The sequence below is a fragment of the Curtobacterium sp. PhB128 genome, assembly GCF_004340725.1.
Lineage (GTDB): Bacteria > Actinomycetota > Actinomycetes > Actinomycetales > Microbacteriaceae > Curtobacterium.
The window spans coordinates 113108-132591 of record NZ_SLUR01000008.1 but is presented as its reverse complement, the minus strand read 5'-3'; the positions used below and the strand labels follow the sequence as shown (position 1 = coordinate 132591).

Sequence of the window (19484 nt, the reverse complement as noted above, 5' to 3'; positions counted from 1 at the left end):
CGAACCCATGACCTCGTCAGCAGAGCGCCGCGGGTGGCTCGGTGTCACGTCCGTCGCACTCGGATCCTTCGTCCTCGTGCTCTCCGAGTTCCTGCCGATCGGACTCCTGCCCGCCATCGCCGCCGACCTCGACGTCGGGATCGGCACGGCCGGGCTCATGGTCGTCGCCACCGGGCTGGTCGGTGCCGTCGCGGCGCCGGTCGTCACGGTCCTGACCTCGCGCGTGGACCGCCGTGTCGTGCTCGTCTCGTTGACCGTGCTGCTCGTGGTGGCGGACGGGCTCGCGGCGATCGCGCCCTCGTTCGGTGTCCTGCTCGTGGCCCGGATGCTCCTGGGCGTCGGCATCGGCGGGTTCTGGGCGATCGGCGCCGGCATCGCCGGTCGACTGGTGCGGCCGGCCGCCACGATCCGGGCGACCTCGCTCATCACCGCCGGCGTCTCGGTCGCGACGGTCGTGAGCCTGCCGCTCGGCGCCCTCGTCTCGTCGCTCGCCACCTGGCGGCTCGCGTTCGTCATCGGCGGCGTGCTCGGTCTGGTCGCGCTCGTCCTGCAGCTCGCGATGCTGCCGCGCATCCCCGCGCAGCAGCAGGTCCGGTTCGCGACGCTCGGCTCGCTGCTCCGCGTCCCCCGTGCCCGTGTCGGTCTGATCGCCGCCGCGTTCCTGTTCGCCGCACAGTTCGCCGCGTACACGTACATCGCGCCGTACCTGCAGGACCTGGTCGGGGTCGGCCCGGACACCGTCACGCTCGCGCTGCTGGTGTTCGGCGTCGCGGGGATCGTCGGGAACTTCGCCGCCGGCTTCACCCTGGGGCGGAGCGTGCTCGGGACGATCAGCGTGTCCAAGATCGCCCTCGCGGTCGCCGTGGTCCTGCTCCCCCTGCTCGCGCACTCCGTCGTCGGGGTGTTCGTGCTGCTCGTGGTGTGGGGGCTGGTCTGGGGCGCGTTGCCGCTCGGCATGCAGACGTGGATGTCCACCGCCTCGCCCGCCGGGTCCGAGACCGGGCTCGCGCTGTTCGTCACGACCATCCAGCTCGCGATCGCCGCGGGATCGGTGCTCGGCGGCGCAGCGGTGTCGTCGTTCGGCCTCGCCGCGGACTTCTGGTTGTCCGGAGGGGTCGCCGTCGTGGGCGCGATCGTGCTCGTCTCCCTCGGGCTGCGCCGCTCGAGCGCAGCGCCGGTCGCCGACGAGGCTCCGGCACCCGTTCCGGTGACGACCTCGACGGGTTCCGTCGCCGTCGCCTGCCCCTGACCGCCATCCGCGCCGTCAGAGCGCGGGGAGGGTGACCACGGCGTCGGCTGCGGCGATCGCCACCGGATCGTGTGCGGCGTGCACGACCACCACGCCGTCGGCAGCCTCGGCGGCGAGCGCCGCCACCACGAGCGCCGCGGATGCTGCGTCGACGCCGGCCGTCGGTTCGTCGACGAGCAGCACCCGAGCCCGCTGCGCCAGTCCGAGTGCCACGAGTGTGCGCTGCCGCTGCCCGCCGGACAACGCGTCGAGGGGCCGGTCGGCCAGGTCCGCGATCGCCATCCGCTCGAGCTGCGCGTCGACGACGACGCGGTCGTCGCGTCCGAGCGGACGCCACCAGGCCCGGTGACGCCACCGCCCCATCGCGACGGCCGCGCGGACCGTGAGCGGGAGCGTGGTCGGCGGGACGGACTGGCTCACGTGGGCGACGCCGTCGGACGGGAGGCCCGTGATGCGCCCGGCGGTCGGCCGCAGCACGCCAGCCACCACGTCGAGCAGCGTCGACTTGCCGGATCCGTTGGGTCCGGTCAGCGCGGTGACCCGGCCGGCCGGGAAGGCCGCGTCGAGGCCGTCGAGGACGGTCCGCTCCCCGCGCAGGGCGGTCACCTGCTCGAGGCGGACGACTGGTCGCGTGTCGGCTGCTGGCACCTGAACACGCTATCAGTATCGATAGTCGTTTTCATGTAGCGTCTCGGATCGTGACCTGGCTGACCGACCCCTTCACCGTCGACTTCATGGTGCGCGCCCTGACCGGCGGCGCCCTGGCCGCGGTCCTGTGCGCCGTCGTCGGGACGTGGGTGCTCGTGCGCGGGATGGCGTTCCTGGGCGAGGCCCTGTCGCACGGCATGCTGCCCGGCGTCGCGATCGCAGCGCTCACCGGAGTCCCCGCAGTGCTCGGCGCCGCCGTGAGCGCCGGGGTGATGGTGTTCGGCGTCGGGGCGCTGCGACGGCGCGGTGGCCTGTCCTACGACACCTCGATCGGGCTGCTCTTCGTGGGCATGCTCGCGCTCGGGGTCATCATCGTGTCGGCATCGCGGTCCTTCGCCACCGACGTCACCGCGATCCTGTTCGGCGACGTGCTGGCCGTCACCCGCGCCGACCTCGTCGGCCTGGCGATCGCCGTCGCCGTCGCCCTGCTCGTCGCCGCCGTGTTCCACCGACCGTTCACGGCACTGGCCTTCGACGTCCGCAAGGCCGCGACGCTCGGCCTGCACCCCCGCCTCGCCGAGGTGGTCCTCATCGGACTGGTCACACTCGCCGTCGTCGCCTCGTACCGTGCCGTCGGCACCCTGCTGGTCGTCGGGCTGCTGCTCGCGCCCGCCGCCGCGGCCCGCGCCTGGACGAAGCACGTGGCCTCGACGATGCTCCTCGGCGCGGTGCTCGGTGTCGTCGCCGTCCTGGTCGGCCTGCTCGTCTCGTGGCACGCCGGCACCGCCGCCGGCGCCAGCATCGCGGCCGTCGCCGTCGCCGGGGTCGCCCTGTCCCACGGGCTGGCAGCCATCGCACGCAGCACCGCGCGCGCGACCACCAGGCCCGTCGAACACCCCGTCCGAGCACCAGCACGAGAGGCACCATGAACCACGACCCGACCACCGACCGCCCACACACACGCGCACGACGCACGCGACTCCTGGGCGCCCTGGGCCTGACGACCGGCCTCGCGCTCACCGTCACGGCGTGCTCCACCGCGTCGACACCGCCGGCCGACGACGCCAGCGCGACCACGGCCCCACACGGCTGGGTGGCGGGCGCGACCGAGTCCCAGGAACCGCAGCTGGGCCTCCTGGCCGTCTCCGCGACCGGCGAGACGGCGCTGCACGACCTGCTCACCGGCGAGACGACCGACCTGGACCGCGTCGGCGCCGCCGAGCACTCCGCGACCGACGGTCGGTTCCTGGTGACGAGCGGCGGCAACCGCACCACGGTCATCGACGGGGGCTCCTGGACCGTCGACCACGGCGACCACACGCACTACTACGCCGCCGAGCCGCGCGTCGTCGGGACGCTCGAGGGCGGCGGTCCGGTCCAGGTGCACTCGTCGGAGACGATGACCACGATCGCCTGGCCGGAGCGCGGCGAGGCGGTGGTGCTCGACCGCGCAGCACTCGGGCAGGGCGAGCTCGACGAGACCGCACGACTCGACGCGACCGTGCTGCTGCCGCTCGGCGAGCACCTGGTGGCTGCCGAGGGCGACACCGTCCGCGTCCTCGACACCGACGGAGAGCAGACCGGGTCGACCGAGCCGACCGGGTCGACCAGCGCCGGACAGGCCTGCACCGACCCCGCTGGTGGGATCGTCACCCGCGCAGGCGCCGTGGTGGGCTGCGCCGACGGAGCGGTCGTCGTCGACGATGCCGGCGCGACCTCGTTCGTCGCACTGCCGGACGACGCCGAGCGTCCGACCGCCTTCGCCGCACGGGCCGGCCGCCCCACGGTCGCCGGACTCGCGGGCGACACCGGCTTCTGGTTGCTCGACGTGCGGGAACGCGCGTGGCAGCACGTCGCGACCGAACGACCGCTGCGTGCGGTGGTCGCCGTCGACGACCAGGACGAGCACGTGGTCGGGGTCGACGACACCGGTCGGGTGGTCGTGGTGACCGCCTCGACCGGGAAGGTCGCGACGACTGATCCCCTGGTCGACAGCGACAGCGACACCGACACCGACACCGCGCCGCTGCTGCAGGTCGACGCGCAGCGCGCCTACGTGGCCGACCCCACGGCCGCCGTCGTGCACGAGATCGACTTCGCGGACGGCGCCCGCGTGGCCCGGACCATCGAGCTCCCGTTCGCGCCCGTCGCGTTCGCCGAGGTGGGACTGTGAGCGGAACCACGCCGGTCGGGCGCACCGCGCGGGCGGTGGCAGTGGCCCTCGTCGTCACAGCCGTTGCCGTCACGACAGCCGGCTGCACCGCCGCCGGGTCGGACCGTCCACTCGTCGCCGTGACGACGAACATCCTGGGCGACGTCGTGACCGAGGTCGTCGGCGACGGCGTGGACGTCATGGTGCTCATGCCCCCTGGCGGCGACCCGCACTCGTTCGAGGTGTCCGCGCAGCAGGCGGCGCGACTCCGGAGCGCCGACCTGGTGGTCGAGAACGGCCTCGGGCTCGAGGAAGGCGTGGCCCAGCACGTCCGCGCCGCGGCCGACGACGGCGTACCCGTCTTCACCGCCGGCGACGCGATCGACGCCCTGGAGTGGACCGCCGACGACGAGAGCGGCCCGGACCCGCACTTCTGGACGGACCCCGCGCGCATGGTCGACGTGGTCGAGGCCCTCGACGACGAGCTGGACGCCGTCGGCATCGACGCTCCCGGCACCGCGGCCTACACCGACCGGCTCGATGCCCTCGACGACGACATGACCGCCGCGTTCGACACCATCCCCGCCGATCGCAAGGCCCTGGTGACGAACCACCACGTGTTCGGCTACCTCGCCGACCGCTACGGGTTCCGCGTGGTGGGTGCGGTGATCCCGAGCGGCACGACGCTGGCTTCCCCGAGCGCCGCCGACCTGCGTGACCTGGCGGACGCGATCGAGCAGGCGGGCGTCCCGACGATCTTCGCCGACGCCTCGCAACCCGCACGCCTGGCCGAGGTCCTGGCGGACGAGGTCGACGTGCAGGTCTCGATCCGCTCGCTGGCAACCGAGTCCCTGACCGAGGACGGCGCCACGTCGACCTACCTCGGGATGATGCGCTCGAACACCGAGTCGATCGTCGACGGCCTGACGGCTCCGATTTCTAGATGAGAATGAGAATCAGTACAGTGTTGTCCATGACCAGAACCAAGACCCTCCGCGCCGCGACACTGCCAGTCGCGCTGCTCGGCGCCGTTGCCCTGGCCCTGACCGGGTGCACCACGAACGCCGCCGACGCCGAGAGCAGCACCTCGGCCCCGAAGGCGGACAGCACCCGCATCACGCTGACCTACGACGGCGGCCTGCTCGTGCTCGACCAGGACCTGCAGGTCGTGGCCGACGACGCCGTCGACGGCTTCACCCGCGTGAACCCCGCCGGCGACGGCCGCCACGTGCTCGTCACGGTGCCCGAGGGCTTCCGGGTGCTCGACACCGCAGCGGACCCGGCCCTCACCGACGCGGTCTTCCCGGCCGACACCGGTGGGCACGCCGTCGTGCACGGCGACCGCACCGCCCTGTTCGCCGACGGAACCGGCGACGTGACGACCTTCGACAACACCGACCTCGACGGCGACGCCCTGCCCGACGCCCGGACCACCGAGTCCGAGGCGGCGCACCACGGCGTCGCGATCGAGCTCGAGGACGGCACGCTCCTGACCACCATCGGCACCGAGGAGGGCCGGAGTGGCGTCCGAGCCCTGGACGCCGACGGCGAGGAACTCACCCGCTCCGAATCGTGCCCGGACGTGCACGGCGAAGGTGCGGTCCAGGACGAGGTCGCGGTCTTCGGCTGCACCGACGGCGCCCTCGTCTACGCTGACGGCGCGTTCGAGAAGCTCGACGCCCCGACCGAGTACGGCCGCACCGGCAACCTGTTCACCACGCCACACTCGTCGGTCGCGGTCGGTGACTACAACGACGACCCGGACAGCGAGGGCTACCTGCTCGACCAGATCGCCCTGATCGACGCGGCCTCGGGGAAGTACACCGTCGCGGACATGCCCGACGGCGTCGGCTTCACGTTCCGCGACCTCGCACGCGGCCCCGGCGACGAAGCGGTGGTCCTCGGCGACGACGGCGCCCTGCACACCTTCGACGAGACCAACGGGGAGCAGCTCGACTCGTTCCCCGTGATCGACGCGTGGGAGGGCCCGGCCGAGTGGCAGGACGCCCACCCCGCCGTGAAGGTCACCGGCGACATCGCCTACGTCACCGACCCCGCCGAGCGGAAGGTCCACGCCGTCGACCTGACCACCGGGAAGGTCGTCGCCTCCAGCGACGCACTGCCGGGCGTGCCCAACGAGATCGCGGTCGCGTAGCGCTCTCGACGGGACCGTATGACGGACGGGAGGCCCGTGGCGACACCGCCACGGGCCTCCCGTCCGTCCTGGGGTCGCGTCAGCCCTGCGGCGGCGCGTAGAACTGCAGGTCGTTGCCCTCGCTGTCCTTGAACGGCACGATCTTGCCCCATGGGTGCTCACTGATCTCGCCCTGCACGTCCGCACCACGCTCGCGGATGCTGGCCAACTCGTCCTCGATCGACCCGTCCGGCTGGAACGTGATGACCGCTCCCCCGCCGCTCGACGGACTCGCCGACTCACGGCCGTTCAGCCCGATCATCAGACCGTTCGCGTCGATCTCGCTCCAGTCGTCGGACTCGTCCGTGACCGTCAGTCCGAGGGTGTCGCGGTAGAACGCGACCGCCCGCTGCATGTCGGTGACCGGGACCCATACCGCTGCGACTCCGCTTGCCATGGTGCTGCCTTCCGTCGGTGTTGCCGTACGGCGGAGCGTAGGCAGCACGCGATGCGCACCGACTCAGCGGTCCCTCGCGCGTTCGGAAATCGGATGGCACCTGCAATCCGACTGCGCATCGGCCTCGAATGCCCTGTGCGCGACATCCGTGGCGCGCTCGACAAGAGAGGTCTCACCATGACCAGCAACGCAGCAACCGCTCGCAACCGCACCGGCTCGACGTGGACCCAGAAGGGTGCGCTCCTCTTCGGTGTCGTCTTCCTGATCGTCGGCATCGCCGGCTTCATCCCCGGACTCACGATGGACATGGGCTCGATGTCGATGGCCGGTCACGGCTCCATGGCCCTGCTCCTGGGCCTGTTCCAGGTGTCGGTCCTGCACAACATCGTGCACCTGCTCTTCGGCATCGTCGGACTCATCGCAGCCCGTTCGGCATCCGGCGCTCGCCTCTACCTGATCGTCGGCGGCATCGTCTACGCGGTGCTGTTCGTCTACGGCCTGTTCACGGCCGGCATGGCGGACCCCGCGAACTTCGTCCCCCTGAACAGCGCGGACAACGTCCTGCACGCGTTCCTGGCCGTCGCGATGATCGTCCTCGGCTTCGTGCTGCCGCGCATCGGCGCGCGCACGCGCTGATCGCTCCGGACGCGACCAGACGACCGACGGGAGGCCCGTGGCGACACCGCCACGGGCCTCCCGTCCGTCTCCGCGTTGCGTCCCGTGACCGCCCCCGGAACCGGGCGGCGTACTGTCCGACGCATGCCTGCTCTCACCGACACGTTCACCCTGTCCAACGGCCTGCACATCCCGAAGATCGGCTTCGGCACCTGGCAGATCCCGTCCGGCGACGACGCCTACGACGCCACGAAGACCGCCCTGGAAGCCGGCTACCGCCACATCGACACCGCCCTGGCGTACGGCAACGAGGCGAGCGTCGGCCAGGCCATCCGTGACAGCGCCGTCCCCCGCGACGAGGTCTTCGTCACGACGAAGCTGCCCGCCGAGATCAAGACCGCCGACGGTGCCCGCGAGGCCTTCGAGACCTCGAGCCGCAACCTCGACGTCGGCGTCATCGACCTGTACCTCGTGCACGCACCGTGGCCCTGGGACGCCATCGGCTCCGACCACCGCGACGGCAACGTCGAGGTGTGGAAGGTGCTGGAAGAGGTCTACGACGCCGGCCGGACCCGCTCGATCGGTGTCTCGAACTTCGCCGTCGCCGACCTCGAGGACCTGCTCGGCCGCACCGACGTCGTCCCGCACGCCAACCAGATCCGCTGGTTCATCGGCAACACCCAGGACGAGACCACCGCGTTCGACCGCGAGCACGACATCCTCACCGAGGGCTACTCGCCGCTCGCCACCGGTGGCCTGCTCGAGAACACGCAGATCGCCGAGATCGCGGCGAAGTACGACAAGTCCGTCGCCCAGGTCGCGATCCGCTACCTGCTCGAGAAGGACGTCCTGCCGCTGCCGAAGTCCACGACCCCGTCGCGCATCGCCGCGAACGCCGACGTCGACTTCGTGCTCTCCGCCGACGACGTGGCCGCGCTCGACGCACTCGAGGACACCACGAACTGACGCGATCGGACATCGGGCGACGCGGGAACACCGCAGCCCCGTTGCCGGTTGCACCACACGGTGCCGCAGCCAGCGGCACGACGACCTCAGGAGGCCACCATGACCACCACCGAAACCGCCATCCTCGCCGGCGGCTGCTTCTGGGGAGCGCAGCAGCTCCTCCGCCGCCGTCCCGGCATCATCAGCACCCGCGTCGGCTACTCGGGTGGCGACACACCGAACGCGACGTACCGCAACCACGGTGATCACGCCGAGGCGGTCGAGATCGTCTTCGACCCGTCGGTGATCTCGTACCGCGACCTGCTCGAGTTCTTCTTCCAGATCCACGACCCGTCGACGAAGGACCGCCAGGGCAACGACGTCGGCCGCGCCTACCGTTCGGCGATCTTCTTCACCTCGCCGGAGCAGGAGCAGGTCGCGCGCAACACCATCGCGGATGTCGACGCGTCGGGCATCTGGCCCGGCAAGGTCGTCACCGAGGTCGAGCCCGCTGGTGACTTCTGGCAGGCCGAAGAGGAGCACCAGGACTACCTCGAGAAGTACCCCGCCGGGTACACGTGCCACTTCGTGCGTCCGGGTTGGAAGCTCCCGCACCGCGACGAGGCGACCGCGGCGGTCTAGGGGCAACCCACCAAGCGACGGGAGGTGGGCCCCACCCGCCGGTACCGGCGCACCGCGCCAGCGGGGCGACGGCCGTGACGGGAGGGACGGTGCCAGCTGGCACCGCGCCTCCCGTCTGCTCTTGGGTCACGCCCACTGCATCCGGCGCACGTCAGCCGCGTGGCACCAGTGCGTCGATCGCCGCGAGCTCCTCGTCGGTGAGCGGGGTACCCGCGAGCGAGTCGAGCGTGCCGTCCAGCTGACGGACGCTCGATGCCCCGACCAGCGCCGACGTGACGGCCGGCTGCCGGAGCACCCACGTGATCGCGAGCTGCGCGAGCGTCTGCCCGCGGGCCGCAGCGATGTCGTTGAGCGCCCGCGCCGTGGTCAGGTACTCGTCGTCGATGCGGTCCGCGCCGAACCAGCGGCCCTCGGCTGCACGTGACCCCACCGGAACCGATCCGTCCAGGTACCGGTCCGTCAGCAGCCCACCGGCCAGCGGCGAGAACACGATCGCACCGGTGCCGAGTCGCGTGAGCTCGTCGAAGAGCCCGTCCTCGGGGACCCGGTCGAACATGTTGTAGCGCGGCTGGTGGATGAGCAGGTGCATGTTCTCGGCGGCGAGCGCCTCGGCTGCCGCAGCGGTCTGCGCCGGGTCGTAGTTCGAGATGCCCGCGTAGAGCGCCTTGCCCGAACGGACCGCGGTCACGAGCGCGCTGACCGTCTCCTCGATCGGGGTCTCGGGGTCCGGACGGTGCGAGTAGAACACGTCGACGTAGTCGAGCCCGAGGCGCCCGAGCGACTGGTCGAGCGACGCGAGCATGTACTTGCGCGATCCCCGGTCACCGTACGGGCCTGGCCACATGTCGTAGCCGGCCTTCGTCGACACCACGATCTCGTCACGGTACGGACGCAGGTCCGACTCGAGGATGCGGCCGAACTGCTCCTCGGCCGACCCGGGAGGCGGACCGTAGTTGTTCGCCAGGTCGAAGTGGGTGATCCCGCGGTCGAAGGCGTGCAGCACGATGTCGCGCTGCGTGGCGAGTGCACGGTCGGCGCCGAAGTTGTTCCACAGGCCGAGGGAGATGCGCGGCAGCATGAGGCCACTCCTTCCCACGCGCTGGTACGGGAGCTGCTCGTAGCGGTCGGCGGCAGGCAGGTGGACGTCAGGCATCGTTGCTCGATCCGGGGTCGGGGACAGGCCATCGAGAACGCTACCGCTTCGGGTCACGCAGCCGCTTGGTCACCTGAGGGACACGTCCGGTTGGGCAGTTGTCGGGTCACACAGGACAGGATGGGACCAGCCGACCGATCGGCGGGCAGAGGAGACACCGTGGACACAGCGCCGTACTCGCAACCACTCCGGGAGTACATCGAGCAGCTCCGGACCGAGGGCTACAGCGTCGCCGACGGGCACACCGCCGACCCGGACCTCATCGACCCGCACGGCAACCCCGTCCTGACGTGGCGCGACGACTACCCGTACGACGAGCGGCTGCCGCGCGAGGAGTACGAGTACGCGAAGTACCAGCTGCAGATCGAGCTCCTGAAGTGCCAGTACTGGCTCGAGGACACCGGCCAGAAGGTCGTCGTGCTGTTCGAGGGGCGTGACGCCGCGGGGAAGGGCGGCACCATCAAGCGGTTCACGGAGCACCTGAACCCCCGCACCTCGCGCGTGGTGGCGCTCAGCAAGCCGAGCGAACGGGAACGCGGTGAGTGGTACTTCCAGCGCTACGTGCAGCACCTGCCGTCGGCCGGCGAGATGGTCCTGTTCGACCGCTCCTGGTACAACCGCGCCGGCGTCGAGCGGGTGATGGGGTTCTGCGACGACGACCAGTACGAGTCGTTCATGACCCAGGTGCCGCAGTTCGAGCGGATGCTCGTCGACTCCGGCATCCACCTGACGAAGTTCTGGTTCTCGGTCACCCGCCGCGAGCAGCGCACCCGGTTCGCGATGCGGCAGCTCGACCCCGTGCGCCGGTGGAAGCTGTCCGACATCGACCTGCTGTCCCTCGACCGCTGGGAGGACTACACCGAGGCGAAGATGGCGATGTTCACGCGCACCGACAAGCGGTACGCGCCGTGGACCATCGTGCGGTCGAACGACAAGAAGCGCGCCAGACTCAACGCGATGCGGTACTTCCTGACGCAGTTCGACTACCCGGACAAGGCGGTCGACGTGATCGGCAAGCCGGACCCGCTCATTGTGCGGCGCGGCAAGCGGGACGTCGACATCGAGTGAGCGGACCGTCAGGAGTCGGCACTCGGGCGTAGGGGTTCCGTCAGGGCGCCTTCCCCCTTGCCCGTCCGCGCGGGAACGTGTCCGGTGTGACACTGACAGCGATCATGCCGACGCTCCGTGCGTCCCTGCCGGATCCGATGGACCCGGTCCTGTGGCCGGCCCACACCGTGGCGACCACCGACGACCTGGTGGTCGCCGCGATCTCGATGGTCCGGCTCGCCGACCTGACCGGCACCCCGAGCGTGCACACCGCGGAGCAGTCGCCGCCGCGCTACCGCCCCCGCGGCTGGACCCCTCGTGACGTCAGCGTCGCGGTCGCGTCGGTCACCCGGGTCCGACGGCCGCGCACCGGGGTGGTGCTCCTGGAACTGGACGCGGTCCTGCCAACCTGCGCCGTGCTCGACCAGGTGCGCCTGATCGGACGCCGGAGCACCGCTCCCCTCGCCACGATGTACGTCGTGTCCCGATGTGACGGTCAGGCCGACGGTCCGTTCCAACGCCTCCCGGCTCCGCTGCCGGCCGACGTCCGCGATGGCGACCTGGTCTGCTTCCCCTGCCTGACGACCGTCCGGCACCGCGACGTCGTCCCCGTCCGCGCGCAGCTCCTGCCGGTGGAGCGGTGACCACGGCGACGGCCGTCCGCGACCGCCTGGTCGACGGGCCGCACCTGTGGGGCCGGTACACGATCCGGCCGGTGGGGCGCACGTTGTGGGCCTCGCGGACGCTCGTCGTGTTCCCGCCCGGGACCAGCAGGAGTGAACGCCTGCTGCTCCGGGCGTGGCACGTCTGGCCCGCCGTCGGGGCGTTCACCGCGCTCGTGGTCGTGGTCCTGGCGGTCTCGGTGCCGGCGGCGGGCATGCCCGTCGGACTCGCGCTGTACGCCGCGGGGTTCGTCGTCCTCCGCCGGGCGACCCGGCGGCTCCGTCCGCGGGTGCGATCGGTCACCGTGACCACGTTCCTGGGCAACGGTCGGCCGGAGGTGCACGGCGACGAGCGGCTCCTCGCCGGGTCGCTCGACGCGCTCTCGATCCTGGAGCGGGCGGTGCGGGCGCATCGGCTCGCGCCCGTCGACTTCGAGCTCGTCTGGGCGGATGTGTGGGCCGCACTGCCGGAGCAACCACCGCGGGCAGGGTGACCCATCCCGAGCACGGTGCCCCGCTGGCTCGGACCCGCAGGCTCAGCGCCGCCACGCCGCCCACTCGGGGTCGTGCCCGGGCCAGACCTCGACGCCGGGCTCGGCGGCCAGGTCCGCCAGCCGGTCGATCGAACGCTGCGCCTCGAGCTCGTCCCCGGCCCTCCCCACCCACCCACACGGAGTCCGCTCGGTGAGGTTCCGCTCGAGGTCGGCGGCGTCGCACGCGAGCACCACGGTCCGATCCGGCAGGTCGACGCGGAACGACTGGTGCCCCGGCGTGTGACCGCGGGTGTCGAGTGCGGTCAGGCCGGATGCCAGTCCCGTGTCCCCGTCGAGCAGGAACACCCGGACGTCGGCGTCGAGCACGTCGTCGACGACGACCGTCTCCCGCCGACCGATGCCGCTCTGCAACCAGTCCCACTCCCGTCGCTGCAGCGCGACGGGGGTGCCCGGTGGGACGAGCCGGAGGCCGCCCGTGTGGTCGAGGTGCACGTGCGAGATCGCGCAGAGCGCCAGGTCGTCCCACGCCAGTCCCGCAGCCGCGACCCCCTCGGCGAGCGCGTCGCCGGGCGGCACGACCGCCGTGTAGCTCTCGTACTCGTAGTGCGCGGCCCGCTCCTCGGGGTCGCGCACGCGGTCGACGTTGAACCCGCCGTCGAGGAGCACCCAGCCGTGGTCGAAGACGACGGCCGCGGCGGTGACGGGTTCGAGCAGGAAGCGTGCGGGATCGCCGCCCCGCAGGGAGATCGACTCGGGGATCGGTTCCCACCCGAGCACGAGCGGCACGAGCCCGCGTGGCCGGCCCCCGAGTGCGGCTCCGGTCCACACCGCCCCGTCGAACGTCTTCGCCATGCCCTTGCACCTCCGGCTTGATTGGATACAATTTGTGCCAATCCGAATCCATTGTGCCGGAGTTCCGGGAGGACGCCATGACCGACGCGATCGACATCAACATCCCCATCTCCCCCGAGATGCTGCACTGGGGCCGGCGCCCCACCTTCGAGATGGTCGAGGAGATCGCGGACGGGTACCCGTCGGACGTCTCCCGCTGGCTGATCGGTGCACACACGGGCACGCACGTCGACGCGCCGTCGCACTTCGTGCCCGGTGCGACGACCGTCGACGAGATCGCGCTCGAGAGCGTGGTCGGCCCGGTCCGCGTCCTCGACCTGCGACACGTCGTCGAGGAGATCACCGCCGACGACCTCGAGGAGGCGGGTGCGGCCGGCGCCGAGCGCGTGCTGTTCCGCACGCGCAACTCGACCGACGCGCTGACCCGGAACGAGCGGTCGGAGACGTGGGTCGGCCTCGGCCCGAGCGGCGCGCAGTGGCTGGTCGACCGCGGGGTCCGGTTCGCCGGCATCGACTACATGACGATGGAGGCCCCGGCGCACACCGAGGCGTGGCCGACACACGTCGCCCTGTGCGGCGCCGGCGTCGTGATCCTCGAGAACGCGGACCTGTCCGAGGTCGAGCCCGGCGACTACCTGATGGTCTGCCAGCCGGTGCCGTTCGCGGGGCGCGAGGCCGCTCCCGCTCCGACCGTCCTGCTCCCCCTCGCCGTGGCGACCCACGCATGAGCGTCCACGTGGTCCTGGTCCACGGTGCCGGCGGTTCGCCGTCCACCTGGTCGTCCGTCGCCCCGCTCCTGCGCGACCGCCGCATCCCGTACACGCTCGCCGACAACGCGATGACCTCGCTCCGCGACGACGAGGCTTCGGTCCGCGCCCTGGTCGACGGCATCGACGGCCCGGTCCTGCTCGTCGGCCACTCCTACGGCGGCGCCGTCATCACGAACGCGGGCACGCACGACCGCGTCGTCGGGCTGGTCTACGTCGCGGCCTTCGCTCCGGACGCGGGCGAGTCGGTCTCCGGGATCGTCGAGACCCGGGAACCCGCTCTCGTCTCGCAGTACATGCACCGCGGCCCGGCCGGCGAGTGGATCGCACAGGACGACGAGGAGTCGCGGCTGGCGCTCGCCTGGGACGTCCCGGAGGACGTGCTGCTCGCCGCACGTGCCGAGGGGCGGGTCACCGCCGACGCCGCCTTCCAGCAGCCCACGGCAGAGCCCGCCTGGCGGACCCGCCCGAGCTGGTACCTGGTCGCCACGAGCGACCGGCACCTGCTGCCCGCGATCCAGCGCGACTTCGTCGCCCGGATGGGTGCAGTGGTCGACGAGGTCGACACGAGCCACGCGGTCGCGCACGCCGCTCCGGACCGGGTCGTCGCCGTCATCGAGCGCGCGGTGGCCGCGCTGCGCTGACCACCGTCGGCTGCGGGGGTGGTGCCACGGTCAGGAGGCCGTGGTCACCAGTCCGTCCAAGTCCTTGACCACACGACCCGCCTGCAGGACCGCGCGCACGCTGGCAGCGTCGGCCAGCGCGCCGACGTCGGCGAGCGGGTCGACGCCCGAGACGACCAGGTCACCGGCCTTGCCCGGCTCGACGGAGCCGAGCCGGGCCTCCAGACCGAGCAGCCGGGCACCCTGCAGCGTGCCGGCCGTGATCGCGTCGAGCGGCGAGAGCCCGACCTGCACGAGGCGGGCGAGCTCGGCGAGGTTCCGACCGTGCGGGTGCACACCCGCGTCGGTGCCGAGCGCGACGGGCACGCCGGCGGCGACGGCACGTCGCACGCTGTCGAGGCCGCGAGCGTGCAGTGCCGCGCGCTGTGCGAGGCGTTCCGCAGAGGCGGTGGACGGGTCGAGTTCGCGCAGGAGCGTGCTGAGGGTGGGGACGAGCACCGTGCCGCGTTCGACCATGAGCGCGATGGTGTCGTCGTGCAGGTCGTAGCCGTGTTCGATGCTGGCGGCTCCGCCGAGCACGGCGGCACGGGCCGCGGCGTCGGTGAGCGCGTGGGCGGTGACCGGGCGGCCGCCGCGTTCGCCGACCAGGTGGACGACGAGCCGCACTTGGTCCTCGGTGATGCCGACGTCGTCCGGGTCGTCGGTCGGCGAACCGACCCCACCGGACGTGGAGACCTTGATCGCGTCGGCGCCGGTGCGGAGCAGCGAGCGGACCGTCCGGACGACGTCCTCGTCGGTGTCGACGACGCCCGGCGGGGGCATGCCCGGCCGGACGGCCCAGGCCGGCAGCGACCCGTTCGGCCGGACCGGGTCGGCGTGGCCACCGGTCGGCGAGAGCATGGCGATCGCGAGGTGCAGGCGCGGACCGACGACGGTGCCCCGGGCGACGGCGTCGCGGTAGCCGGGGGTCAGCCCGTCCAGGTCCCGCGCGGTCGTGACGCCGGCGTGCAGGGTGCTCCGGAGCACCTCGGCGACCTCGAGCACGTGCTCCTCCGGGAACCGTGCCCGCTGTTCCTCGGGCGTCGTCGGCACCATGCTGAGGTGCACGTGCGCGTCGACGAAGCCGGGCAGCAGCCACCGGCCGGTCAGGTCGACCGTCGGCACGTCCGCGGCCGGGGCGCGCCGTGGACCGACGTAGGTGACGTCGCCGTCACGCAGCTCGACCTCGGCGTCGGCGCGGGGCGGCGCACCCGTGCCGTCGACCAGGGTCGCGCCGACCAGTCGGAGCACGCCGTCGGCGTGCGGGGTCGTCGGGAGTCGTGCCGCCACAGCGGGCCTTCCGGGTCGGTCAGCCGGCCAGGCTGAAACGGGCGGAACCGGGGTCCGCGTCGAGGAGACGACGCGTGTACCAGTGCTGCGGATCGGCGTAGATCTGCTCGACCGGACCGGCCTCGACGACCTCACCCTGGTACAGCACGACGACCTCGTCGCTCACACGCTGCACGACCGCCAGGTTGTGCGAGATGAACATCATCGTCAGGCCGAGGGACTCCTTGATGTCGGCGAGCAGCTCCAGGATCTGCGCCTGCACCGAGACGTCGAGCGCCGAGGTGATCTCGTCGGCGATGACCAGGTGCGGGTCGATGACGAGACCGCGGGCGATGGCGATGCGCTGCCGTTGCCCGCCGGAGAACTCGTGCGGGTAGCGGTGCATCATGTCCCGGGACAGCCCGACCCGCTCGAGCCAGCCGCCGATGCGGTCCTCGTGGGTGGCGACCCGGGGGCGGACGGGGTCGATCGCCTCGGCCAGGGTCTGCGCGACGGTCCGTCGCGGCGAGAGCGACGAGTACGGGTCCTGCGGGATCATCTGGATCCGGCGACGGTAGCGGCGCAGGGTCGACCGGTCGGCCGCGGTCAGGTCGACGCCGTCCACCGCGGCGCTGCCCGAGGCGGGCTTCACGGTGCCGACCAGGACCTTGGCGAGGGTGGACTTGCCCGAGCCGGACTCGCCGACGACGCCGACGGTGCGACCTCGCTCGAGGCGGAGGTCGACGCCGTGCAGGACGGTCGTCGAGCCGAACGCGACGTCGAGGGCGCGGACGTCGATCATGGGGGCCGTGCCGGTGTCGGTTGCGCGGCGTTCGCGCGTCGTCGTGGTGTCGGTCATGCGTGTGCCTCCGCCTGCTCGGTGCGCGTGGACTCCGTGGGCAGCGTCACGACCGGAGTGGCCGCCAGGAGCTGCTTCGTGTACGGGTGGTCGACGGTGTCCGGGGAGAGCCCGGCGACGTCGTCGATGCGCTCGACGATCTCGCCGTTCCGCATCACCAGGACCCGGTCGCACAGTGCTCGGACGACCCCGAGGTCGTGGGAGATGAACAGCACGGCGGTGCCGGAGTCCTCGTTCATCCGCTTCAGCACCGTCAGCACCTCGCGCTGGACGGTGACGTCGAGGGCGGTGGTCGGTTCGTCCGCGATGAGCAGGTCGGGCTTCGTGCTCATCGCCGACGCGATCATCGCGCGCTGCTTCATGCCGCCGGAGAGCTGGTGCGGGTACTGGCGCAGTCGACCCTCGGGATCGGTCAGCATCACGGCGCGGAAGCCCTGCGTCAGGAGTCGGATCGCGTCCCGTCGGCTGTGTCGCAGCCGCATCCGCAGCACGTCGGACAACTGGATGCCGAGCACCATGGCCGGGTTCAGCGCGGTGCCCGGGTCCTGGTAGACCAGGCCGATGCGGGATGCGAGCACGCGGTCCGGCACACGACCGAGCAGGTCGACGCCGCCGAGTTCGAGCCGCCGCGCGGAGCCCTCGAGCCCCTCGCCCAGCAGCTTGGCGACGAGCGAGGCCGTCAACGACTTGCCCGAACCGGACTCGCCGACGATCCCGAGCACCTCGCCCCGCCGGATGGTGAACGAAACGTCCTTGACCAGGGCGCGTCCACTGGCGGCGTGCTGCACCGAGATGCCGTCCGCGACGAGCACGGCGTCGTGCTCGACCGCGAGCGTCGACGGGCCGGTCGCGCGGGTGGTGCGGGACCGCGTGGTGTTCGACCGCGGGTTCGCGGCAGCGGCCAGTCCGTCCCCGACGAGCAGGGCGGCGAGGGAGGCGAAGGTCAGCGCGACCGCGGGGCCGACGATGACGACGGGGTTCACGACGATCCGGTCCAACCCGTCGTTGAGCAGGGTTCCCCAGTCGAACGCGGGGGTCTGCGCGCCGAGGCCGATGAAGGACAGTCCGGAGATCTCGACGAGCGAGCCGGAGAAGGCACCGGCGATCAGGATCAGCGTCGGCTCGGCCATGTTCGGCAGGACGTGCCGCATGGCGACCCGGTGCGCCGGGACCCCCATCAGGCGTGCGGTGGTGACGTACTCGCTGGTGGAGATCTTCGCCGCCAGGTTGGCGGTCAGACGGGCGAAGCCGGCGATGTTCGCGACGGCGATGGCCACGACGACCTGCACCATGCCCTGCCCGAGGATCGCGGCGACGATGATCGCGACGAGCATCGTCGGGTAGCTGACCGCGAACTCGATCCCGCGCAGCCCGAGCTCGCGCACCCGGCGGGGGGCGAGCCAGACGCCGATACCGAGCGCGATGCCCACGATCGCGGACAGGGCCGTGGCGGCGAGCGCCATCAGGACCGTGGCCCGGGTGGCGACCAGGGTGCGCGCGAGCATGTCGCGGCCGAGGGTGTCGGTACCGAGCGGGTGCTCGGCGGTGGACCCCAGCCCAGAGGTACCGCCGATGCCCGTGGCCTGGGCGCCGAACACGAACGGTGCGACGACCGCCACGATCAGGATCAGCCCGAACATCGCCAAGCCGACGATCAGCCCGCCGTTCCACGCGAAGGTGCGGGGACGCGATGCCGGGTCGGTCGAGGCCGCCTGGACGGCGGTGATGGTGTCAGCCACGCTTCTCCCCGAGGGTGCGCGGGTCGATGAGACCCAGGATGATGTCGATGACCAGGGTGATCACGAGCGAGATGAGCCCGATCACGAAGACCGCGGCGCGGATCACGGGGTAGTCCTTGTCCACCGCGATCGCCTGCACGATGACGCCGCCCAGGCCCGGCCACGCGAAGACCGCCTCGGTGATGAGTGCCGAGCCGAGCAGGGCCGTCAGGATGATCCCGGACAGCGTCAGTGCGGTGGTGAGCAGGTTCGGCAGCATGTGCTTGGCGTAGATCGACAGCGCCGGCAGCCGCCACCCGCGGGCGGTGCGCATGTAGTCCTGCTCGAGGATGACGGCGGTCTCACGGCGGACGATGCGGGCCACCGAGCACGTGCCGCCCACGGTGAGCGAGGCGATCGGCAGGACCGCCGCCGCGCCGAAGTCGTAGGCCGGCGAGTACGCGGGCGGCAGCACGTGCAGCAGGACCGCGAAGACGACGACGAACCCGGTGGCGAGCACGTACGTGGGGATCGACGAGATCAGGCCGGTGACCGCCGAGAACGAGACGTCGAGCCAGCGGTGCCGGTCGCCGCGGGTGAGGACACCGACGGTCATGCCGAGTGCGAGTCCGAGGACGAGCAGCAGCAGGACCGCGGCGATCGTGATCGTCAGCGTGTACGGCACGGCCGTCATGACGATGTCCATCGCCGGTGCGCGGTACTTGTACGAGTCACCGAAGTCGCCCTGCACGACGCCGGCGACGTAGTGCCACAGCTGGACGGGGATCGGCTGGTCGAGACCGAGTTGGTGCCGGACGAGCTCGACCTGGGCGAGCGTCGCGGTGTCGCCGGCGATGGCCGTTGCCGGGTCGCCGGGGATGAGCTGCACGATGAGGAACGTCACGAGGACGAGCAGCGCCAGGTTGATGACGAGTCCGACGGCACGGCGGAGCAGGAAGCGGCGCCATGCGCCACCGAGACTCGCGGCCCGGGGTGCGGCGGCGGTCGGGGTTCCCGGAGACCCGGGGGTGCCCGGACCGGGCACGGGGAGATGGTCGACGGTGGTGGTGCTCATCGCGGGTCCTCCTGGTGCTCCGGTCCGGGCTGGGGTGGTGCGGTGGTGCGTGGTGCGTGGTGCGTGGTGCTCGTTCGGTCAGGC

The 19484-nt window shown here is 71.8% G+C and carries 21 protein-coding genes; 13 read left to right on the top strand and 8 right to left on the bottom strand.

Going from position 1 to position 19484, the window contains the following annotated elements; all coding sequences use genetic code 11:
- The first annotated feature begins 7 nt into the window (after positions 1-7).
- A complete protein-coding gene (locus EDF23_RS14550; RefSeq protein ID WP_131922048.1) occupies positions 8-1249 on the top strand; it encodes an MFS transporter in 1242 nt (413 codons plus the stop codon).
- A 15-nt stretch (positions 1250-1264) separates the two neighbouring features.
- Here EDF23_RS14550 and aztA read toward each other — a convergent pair whose 3' ends face one another.
- On the bottom strand, positions 1265-1897 hold the full coding sequence (gene aztA, locus EDF23_RS14545; RefSeq protein ID WP_243648933.1) for a zinc ABC transporter ATP-binding protein AztA: 633 nt from the start codon (positions 1895-1897) through the stop codon (positions 1265-1267).
- Positions 1898-1947: 50 nt separating this feature from the next.
- Between aztA and aztB the strand changes: the two genes are divergently transcribed.
- From aztB to EDF23_RS14525, 4 genes are read left to right on the top strand one after another with little or no spacing between them, the layout of a single operon-like run.
- Positions 1948-2826 carry a zinc ABC transporter permease AztB gene (gene aztB, locus EDF23_RS14540; RefSeq protein WP_131922047.1) on the top strand — a complete coding sequence of 293 codons (879 nt, stop codon included), beginning with the start codon at positions 1948-1950 and terminating at the stop codon, positions 2824-2826.
- Positions 2823-4070, top strand: coding sequence for an ABC transporter (locus EDF23_RS14535; RefSeq protein WP_131922046.1), 1248 nt, complete (start codon positions 2823-2825; stop codon positions 4068-4070). The genes aztB and EDF23_RS14535 overlap by 4 nt, the downstream gene beginning before the upstream one ends.
- The gene (locus EDF23_RS14530) at positions 4067-4996 is read left to right on the top strand and encodes a metal ABC transporter substrate-binding protein (RefSeq protein ID WP_131922045.1); all 930 of its coding nucleotides are present in this window, start codon (positions 4067-4069) and stop codon (positions 4994-4996) included. Before EDF23_RS14535 ends, EDF23_RS14530 begins: the two co-directional genes overlap by 4 nt.
- Before the next feature lie 26 nt (positions 4997-5022).
- Entirely contained in the window at positions 5023-6204 is a 1182-nt protein-coding gene (locus tag EDF23_RS14525; protein WP_131922044.1) for a hypothetical protein, read from the top strand.
- A gap of 79 nt (positions 6205-6283) precedes the next feature.
- Here the strand turns inward: EDF23_RS14525 and EDF23_RS14520 are convergent, their stop codons facing one another.
- Positions 6284-6640, bottom strand: coding sequence for a VOC family protein (locus EDF23_RS14520; protein ID WP_123294566.1), 357 nt, complete (start codon positions 6638-6640; stop codon positions 6284-6286).
- A gap of 177 nt (positions 6641-6817) precedes the next feature.
- Here EDF23_RS14520 and EDF23_RS14515 point away from each other — a divergent pair, with 177 nt between their 5' ends.
- From EDF23_RS14515 to msrA, 3 genes are all read left to right on the top strand, one after another.
- Positions 6818-7276, top strand: a complete 459-nt coding sequence (locus EDF23_RS14515) for a DUF4383 domain-containing protein (protein WP_111086495.1) — start codon at positions 6818-6820, stop codon at positions 7274-7276.
- A gap of 123 nt (positions 7277-7399) precedes the next feature.
- The gene (locus tag EDF23_RS14510; RefSeq protein WP_131922043.1) at positions 7400-8221 is read left to right on the top strand and encodes an aldo/keto reductase; all 822 of its coding nucleotides are present in this window, start codon (positions 7400-7402) and stop codon (positions 8219-8221) included.
- Between the two features lie 99 nt (positions 8222-8320).
- On the top strand, positions 8321-8842 hold the full coding sequence (gene msrA, locus EDF23_RS14505) for a peptide-methionine (S)-S-oxide reductase MsrA (protein WP_131922042.1): 522 nt from the start codon (positions 8321-8323) through the stop codon (positions 8840-8842).
- Positions 8843-8993: 151 nt separating this feature from the next.
- On the opposite strand, the gene EDF23_RS14500 is transcribed toward msrA, so the two are convergent.
- Positions 8994-9995 (bottom strand): aldo/keto reductase, encoded by a 1002-nt coding sequence (locus EDF23_RS14500; RefSeq protein WP_131922041.1) that lies wholly within the window; start codon positions 9993-9995, stop codon positions 8994-8996.
- A gap of 159 nt (positions 9996-10154) precedes the next feature.
- Between EDF23_RS14500 and ppk2 the strand changes: the two genes are divergently transcribed.
- The 3 genes from ppk2 to EDF23_RS14485 all read left to right on the top strand — a co-directional run bounded on the left by ppk2 (position 10155) and on the right by EDF23_RS14485 (position 12198).
- The gene (gene ppk2 / locus EDF23_RS14495; RefSeq protein ID WP_240347528.1) at positions 10155-11063 is read left to right on the top strand and encodes a polyphosphate kinase 2; all 909 of its coding nucleotides are present in this window, start codon (positions 10155-10157) and stop codon (positions 11061-11063) included.
- An 86-nt stretch (positions 11064-11149) separates the two neighbouring features.
- Positions 11150-11686, top strand: coding sequence for a hypothetical protein (locus EDF23_RS14490; RefSeq protein WP_131922040.1), 537 nt, complete (start codon positions 11150-11152; stop codon positions 11684-11686).
- Positions 11683-12198, top strand: coding sequence for a DUF6611 family protein (locus EDF23_RS14485; protein ID WP_131922039.1), 516 nt, complete (start codon positions 11683-11685; stop codon positions 12196-12198). The genes EDF23_RS14490 and EDF23_RS14485 overlap by 4 nt, the downstream gene beginning before the upstream one ends.
- A gap of 42 nt (positions 12199-12240) precedes the next feature.
- On the opposite strand, the gene EDF23_RS14480 is transcribed toward EDF23_RS14485, so the two are convergent.
- Positions 12241-13050 carry an N-acyl homoserine lactonase family protein gene (locus tag EDF23_RS14480; RefSeq protein WP_131922038.1) on the bottom strand — a complete coding sequence of 270 codons (810 nt, stop codon included), beginning with the start codon at positions 13048-13050 and terminating at the stop codon, positions 12241-12243.
- Positions 13051-13127: 77 nt separating this feature from the next.
- Between EDF23_RS14480 and EDF23_RS14475 the strand changes: the two genes are divergently transcribed.
- Positions 13128-13778, top strand: coding sequence for a cyclase family protein (locus tag EDF23_RS14475; protein WP_131844886.1), 651 nt, complete (start codon positions 13128-13130; stop codon positions 13776-13778).
- Positions 13775-14461 (top strand): alpha/beta hydrolase, encoded by a 687-nt coding sequence (locus EDF23_RS14470; RefSeq protein WP_111086465.1) that lies wholly within the window; start codon positions 13775-13777, stop codon positions 14459-14461. The genes EDF23_RS14475 and EDF23_RS14470 overlap by 4 nt, the downstream gene beginning before the upstream one ends.
- A 30-nt stretch (positions 14462-14491) precedes the next feature.
- Here the strand turns inward: EDF23_RS14470 and EDF23_RS14465 are convergent, their stop codons facing one another.
- Genes EDF23_RS14465 through EDF23_RS14450 form a run of 4 tightly spaced genes read right to left on the bottom strand, consistent with a single transcriptional unit; the run spans position 14492 to position 19400 of the window.
- On the bottom strand, positions 14492-15769 hold the full coding sequence (locus tag EDF23_RS14465; protein ID WP_131922037.1) for an amidohydrolase family protein: 1278 nt from the start codon (positions 15767-15769) through the stop codon (positions 14492-14494).
- Between the two features lie 19 nt (positions 15770-15788).
- Entirely contained in the window at positions 15789-16607 is an 819-nt protein-coding gene (locus EDF23_RS14460; protein ID WP_131922036.1) for an ABC transporter ATP-binding protein, read from the bottom strand.
- On the bottom strand, positions 16604-18346 hold the full coding sequence (locus tag EDF23_RS14455) for a dipeptide/oligopeptide/nickel ABC transporter permease/ATP-binding protein (protein WP_243648932.1): 1743 nt from the start codon (positions 18344-18346) through the stop codon (positions 16604-16606). Before EDF23_RS14455 ends, EDF23_RS14460 begins: the two co-directional genes overlap by 4 nt.
- Entirely contained in the window at positions 18339-19400 is a 1062-nt protein-coding gene (locus EDF23_RS14450) for an ABC transporter permease (protein ID WP_111086468.1), read from the bottom strand. The genes EDF23_RS14455 and EDF23_RS14450 overlap by 8 nt, the downstream gene beginning before the upstream one ends.
- Positions 19401-19484: the final 84 nt, after the last annotated feature.